The sequence below is a fragment of the Blastococcus atacamensis genome, assembly GCF_002938425.1.
In the GTDB taxonomy this organism is placed as follows: domain Bacteria; phylum Actinomycetota; class Actinomycetes; order Mycobacteriales; family Geodermatophilaceae; genus Blastococcus; species Blastococcus atacamensis.
Genome location: NZ_POQU01000128.1, coordinates 1 through 5970 on the forward strand (window position 1 = coordinate 1; position 5970 = coordinate 5970).

Genomic DNA, 5970 nt, shown 5'->3' on the forward strand with positions numbered 1-5970 from the left:
TTTTGTTATATAGAATAAAAAGATCTTATGAATGCTAGTTTAGAATGAGTTATGGAGTGACGTGATGTAGTACGTGTTTTTGAGCTCGTGTTTGTGTTGTCAAGCAGAAGACGGCATACAAGTTCTAGTACGCCGAGTGGGCCCGGAGGGGTCCGCGCCCGCCGGTGACGTGCTGGAACGGCCGCCCTTCAGGGACCCGCGCCGAGCGTGGGAGGCGTGGGGGGAAGGGCGGCCGTTCCTCAGTCGCGCTCGGAGAGCGTGACCTCGAGCCCGCCCACCAGGTCGGAGCACAGGTTGTAGATGTAGGTGCCGACGGTGCACAGCGCGGTCAGCAGCACCACGTTGATGGCACCGATCATCGCCGCGCCACCGAAGACGACGCCCGGCGTGAGCGCCTCACTGCTGCCGCCACCGGACTCCGAGCCGCTGCCGAGCTGGCCCACCAGGCCGTTGATGGTGTCGAAGACGCCGAGGCCGTTCAGCACCAGGTAGAGCAGCCCGACGGCCACCATCCAGATGAAGAACAGCGCGATCGACAGCACCAGCGAGATCTTCAGCGCCGACCAGGTGTCGATGTGGCGCAGCTGCAGACGGGCCCGCCGGGGACCGCGACCGGCGGACTTCGCGGCGCGGTGCGGCGTCGACGGAACGGCCGCGCCGACCCCGGGGATCGGGCCGGTCTGGGGAGCGGGGGCACCGACCGGGGCGGCGTGCCCCTCGCCGGTCAGCGGCTGGGGCACCACGGGAACGGCGCCGGTGGCCGGGCCGACCGCGCGCTGGCTGGCGGTGGTGGGGATGGCCTGGGTCGACGACGCCGGCGCCCGGCCGTCGGTGCCCGCGGCCCCAGGCGCCGCCTCGGCCCGGGAGTCGGTGCGCACCGAACCCTGCGTCCGGTCGCTCATGCCAGTCTCCCGTTCCGCAGCGGCCATACCGCTCCCTCAGTGCTCGGTCCCGCGGCGGCCGGAGCCGCCGCGGGACACGTCGCGTGCGTGACTAGCTGCTCACACTAGGCCGCGGGCTCGTCGTTGTCCGTCGTACGCGCGATCGCCACGATCGACACGTCCTCGGGCAAGTTCATGAGCTTGACACCCATGGTCGCGCGGTCCTTGTTGTGGCGGACGCCGTTGACCGGGGTCCGGATGACGCCGCCACCGGAGGTGATCGCGTAGAGCTCGTCGCCGAGGGTCACCGCGAGGGCGCCCACGAGGGCTCCCTTGCGCGCCTTCGGGTCGGCGGTCAGCACGCCCTTGCCGCCACGACCCTGGTTCGGGTAGTTCTCGATGCCGGTGCGCTTGGCGAAGCCGCGCTCGGTGGCGACCAGGACGTCGACGCCCTCCTGGACGACCATCATCGACAGCAGCCGGTCGTCCTCGGACAGCGAGATGCCGCGGACCCCCTCGGTGGCCCGGCCCATGGGGCGCAGGGCGCTGTCGTCGGCGGTGAACCGGATCGACATCGCCTTGCGGGTGACCAGCAGCAGGTCCGAGTCGCTGTCGATGAGCGCGGCGCCGACCAGCTCGTCACCGTCGCGCAGGTTGATGGCGATGACGCCACCCTGGCGCGGGGAGTCGAAGTCGGTCAGGCGGGTCTTCTTGACCTGACCCTTGGCCGTGGCCAGGACCAGGAACGGCGCGACGCCGTAGTCCTTGATCTGCATGACCTGGGCGATCTTCTCGTCCGGCTGGAACGCGAGGATGTTCGCCACGTGCTGGCCGCGGGCGGTGCGGTTGGCCTCCGGCAGCTCGTAGGCCTTGGAGCGGTACACCCGCCCCTTGTTGGTGAAGAACAGGATCCAGTCGTGCGTGGAACCCACGAAGAAGTGGTCCACGAGGTCGTCCTGCTTGAGGGCCGCCCCCATCACGCCCTTGCCGCCGCGGCGCTGGGAGCGGTAGAGGTCGCTCTTCGTCCGCTTGGCGTACCCGGTGCGCGTGATGGTGACGACGACCTCCTCCTCGGCGATGAGGTCCTCCATCGAGACGTCGCCCTCGTTCGCGACGAACTGGGAGCGGCGGTCGTCGCCGTACTTGGTGACGATCTCGGCCAGCTCGTCGCGGACGATCTGACGCTGCCGCTCGGGGGAGTCGAGGATGGCCTGCAGGTCGGCGATGCGGGCCTCGATCTCGGCCAGCTCGTCCATGATCCGCTGGCGCTCGAGGGCGGCCAGCCGGCGCAGCTGGAGGTCGAGGATGGCGACGGCCTGGATCTCGTCGACGGCCAGCAGCTCCATCAGGCCGCTGCGGGCCTCCTCGGCCGAGGGGCTCCGGCGGATGAGCGCGATGACCTCGTCGAGGAGGTCCAGCGCCTTGGCGTAGCCGCGCAGGATGTGCGCCCGCTCCTCGGCCTTGCGCAGGCGGTAGCGGGTGCGGCGCTGGATGACCTCGATCTGGTGGTCGACCCAGTTGCGCACCAGCTCGTCCAGCCGCAGCGTCCGCGGGACGCCGTCGACGATGGAGAGCATGTTGCAGCCGAATGAGGTCTGCAGCTGGGTGTGCTTGTAGAGGTTGTTCAGCACGACCTTCGCCACCGCGTCGCGGCGCAGCGTGATGACCAGCCGGCGGCCGACGCGGTCGCTGGACTCGTCGGCGATCTCGCTGATCCCCTGGAGGCGGCCCTCCTTGACCAGTTCGGCGATGTTCTCGGCGAGGTTGTCCGGGTTGACCTGGTAGGGCAGCTCGGTCACCACCAGCTGCACGCGCCCGCGGGAGTCCTCCTCCACGGTGACGACGGCCCGCATCTTCACCGAGCCGCGGCCGGTGCGGTAGGCGTCCTCGATGCCCTCGCGGCCGACGATCAGGCCGTGCGTCGGGAAGTCCGGGCCCTTGATCCGCTCCATGCACGCGGTGAGGGCCTCCTCGGCCTCCGCGTCGGGGTGGTCGAGGATCCAGTAGGCCGCCTCGGCCACCTCGCGGAGGTTGTGCGGCGGCATGTTGGTGGCCATGCCGACCGCGATGCCGGCGGAGCCGTTGATCAGCAGGTTCGGGATGCGCGCGGGCAGCACGACCGGCTCCTGCGTGCGGCCGTCGTAGTTGCCCTGGAAGTCGACGGTCTCCTCGTCGATGCCGGCCAGCATCTCCATGGCCAGGGGGGTGAGGCGGCACTCGGTGTAGCGCATCGCGGCGGCCGGGTCGTTGCCCGGCGAGCCGAAGTTCCCCTGCCCGTCGATCAGCGGGTAGCGCATCGACCAGGGCTGGGCCAGCCGGACGAGGGCGTCGTAGATCGCCGTGTCGCCGTGCGGGTGGTAGTTACCCATGACCTCGGCGACCGGGCGGGCGCACTTCACGTAGCCGCGGTCGGGGCGGAAGCCCTGGTCGTACATGGCGAACAGCACGCGGCGGTGCACCGGCTTGAGGCCGTCGCGGACCTCGGGCAGCGCGCGGCCCACGATCACGCTCATGGCGTAGTCGATGTAGCTGCGCTGCATCTCCTGCTGGAGGTCGACCGGTTCGACGCGGTCGCGGGGTGGGGTCTCCGTCACGGTTCAGGTCTCCACAGGTCGGTGCACAGAGGTGGACAATCGAAGGACCCCGTGCCCCCCGCCACTCGCGTGCTCGCGGCGGGCCCCTGCACGGGGCCGCAAGGGGTCGGTGCAGGGGTCAGCGCGCTACACATCCAGGAAGCGGACGTCGCGCGCGTTGCGGGTGATGAAGCTGCGGCGGGCCTCGACGTCCTCGCCCATGAGGATGCTGAAGATCTCGTCCGCGGCAGCGGCGTCCTCCAGCGTCACCTGGCGCAGGATCCGGGTCTCCGGGTTCATCGTGGTCTCCCACAGCTCGCTGGCGTTCATCTCGCCGAGCCCCTTGAACCGCTGGATCATCTCGTCCTTGATCTTGCGGCCGCCCGCGACGCCGGCCTTCACGACCGCGTCGCGCTCACGGTCGCTGTACGCGTACTCGTCGCCGACCTTGCCGCCCCACTTGATCTTGTACAGCGGGGGCTTGGCCAGGTAGACGTACTGGCCCTCGACCAGCGGACGCATGAAGCGGAAGAGGAGCGTCAGCAGCAGCGTGCTGATGTGCTGGCCGTCGACGTCGGCGTCGGCCATCAGGACGATCTTGTGGTACCGGAGCTTCGAGATGTCGAACTCGTCGTGGATGCCGGTGCCGAAGGCCGTGATCATCGACTGGACCTCGGTGTTCTTGAGGACCCGGTCGATGCGCGCCTTCTCCACGTTGATGATCTTGCCGCGGATCGGCAGGATCGCCTGGTACATCGAGTCGCGGCCGGACTTCGCCGAGCCACCGGCCGAGTCGCCCTCGACGATGTAGACCTCGGAGTTGCGCGGGTCGGTCGACCGGCAGTCGGACAGCTTTCCCGGCAGACCGCTCACCGACAGCAGGCTCTTGCGGGCCAGCTTGCGGGCATCCTGCGCGGCACGGCGGGCGCGGGCCGCGGAGGCGGCCTTGGTGATGATCGTCTTGGCCTCGGTCGGGTTGGACTCGAACCAGTGCCCGATCTGCTCGTTGCAGATGCGCTGGACGAAGCCCTTGACCTCGGTGTTGCCGAGCTTGGTCTTGGTCTGCCCCTCGAACTGCGGATCACCGAGCTTCACCGAGATGATGGCCGCGAGGCCCTCCCGGATGTCGTCGCCGGTGAGCTTCTCGTCCTTCTCCTTGAGCAGCTTCTTCTCGACCGCGTAGCGGTTGACGATCGAGGTGAGCGCCGCACGGAAGCCCTCCTCGTGCGTGCCGCCCTCGTGGGTGTTGATCACGTTGGCGAAGGTGTGGACGGACTCGGAGTACGCGTCGGACCACTGCATCGCGACGTCCACCGACATGGCCATGTCGTTCTTGCCGGTGCCCTCGGCGGAGAAGCCGATGACCGACTTGTGGATGGCCGTGCGCCGCCGGTTGATGTGGGCGACGTAGTCGACCAGACCGCCGTCGTAGCGGTAGGTGACCTCGGTCGGCTCGAACGCCTCGTCCTCGGCGTCGACCGGCGCCGCCGCCTCGGCGAGCGACTCCTCGCCCACGCCGGTCTCGGCCTTGGCGTGCCCGGGGCGCTCGTCGCGCAGCACGATCGTCAGGCCGGCGTTCAGGAAGGCCATCTCCTGGAGCCGCCGGTTGATCGTGTCGAACGAGTACGTCGTGGTCTCGAAGATGCCGCCGTCGGCCCAGAAGGTGATCCGGCTGCCGCGCTTGTCGGTCGGACCAACCTCTTCCAGCGGGCCGGGCTTGGCCTCTGCGTAGCTCTGGTGCCACTCCTTGCCGCGGGTCCAGATGCGGACGTCGAGCCGGGTGGAGAGCGCGTTGACGACGGTGACGCCGACGCCGTGCAGACCGCCGGAGACGCCGTAGCTCTTGCCGTCGAACTTCCCGCCCGCGTGCAGGACGGTCATGATCACCTCGACGGTGGGCCGCTTCTCCACGGGGTGCATGTCCACCGGGATGCCTCGGCCGTTGTCCTCGACCCGGACGCCGCCGTCGGCCAGCAGGGTGACCTTCACGGTGTCGCAGTAGCCTGCCAGCGCCTCGTCGACGGCGTTGTCCACGACCTCCCACACCATGTGGTGCAGGCCGCGCTCACCGGTGGAGCCGATGTACATACCGGGACGCTTCCGGACCGCCTCGAGGCCCTCGAGGACGGTGATGGAGCTGCCCGAGTAGTCGGACTCGGTCTGGGGTGCTGCGACCACGGGGGGCCTTCCTCTCGAGCAACCGGCGACCTCTCGCCCCCGACGCGGGACAGGGGCGGATCGGCGCAGAAACGCGCTGAGCCGGTTGCTGACGGTTTTCAGCCACCACGATACCGCGCGGTACGACAGGAACTGCGCCGTGCACGCCCTGACGTCGTGTCTGCGCCGCTCGCGGGACCGCCGCCACCATCGATGTTGCCCCCCGGGTCGACACGCCGTCCTCGGCCCCGTGGACGGTTCTGGGCGCCGGGCGCCCTCCCGGAAGGCACCACCGACTTGTCTCTTAAACAAATCTCATAGCCCCTGAGACCGTACTCTAACTCGGATGTCGTAGTCCG

General features: G+C 69.0%; 3 protein-coding genes. All 3 read right to left on the reverse strand.

What is annotated here, in order from left to right:
* Nucleotides 1-239: 239 nt before the first annotated feature.
* The 3 genes from C5508_RS18635 to gyrB all read right to left on the reverse strand — a co-directional run bounded on the left by C5508_RS18635 (nt 240) and on the right by gyrB (nt 5632).
* Entirely contained in the window at nt 240-902 is a 663-nt protein-coding gene (locus C5508_RS18635; RefSeq protein WP_104526410.1) for a DUF3566 domain-containing protein, read from the reverse strand.
* 104 nt (nt 903-1006) lie between these two features.
* On the reverse strand, nt 1007-3475 hold the full coding sequence (gene gyrA / locus C5508_RS18640; RefSeq protein ID WP_104526411.1) for a DNA gyrase subunit A: 2469 nt from the start codon (nt 3473-3475) through the stop codon (nt 1007-1009).
* Nucleotides 3476-3601: 126 nt separating this feature from the next.
* Nucleotides 3602-5632, reverse strand: coding sequence for a DNA topoisomerase (ATP-hydrolyzing) subunit B (gene gyrB, locus C5508_RS18645; protein ID WP_104526412.1), 2031 nt, complete (start codon nt 5630-5632; stop codon nt 3602-3604).
* Nucleotides 5633-5970: the final 338 nt, after the last annotated feature.

What these genes read in the sequence shown, in the direction of transcription:
- C5508_RS18635 (WP_104526410.1), bottom strand. Translation starts at nt 902, where the DNA reads ATGAGCGACCGGACGCAGGGTTCGGTGCGCACCGACTCCCGGGCCGAG.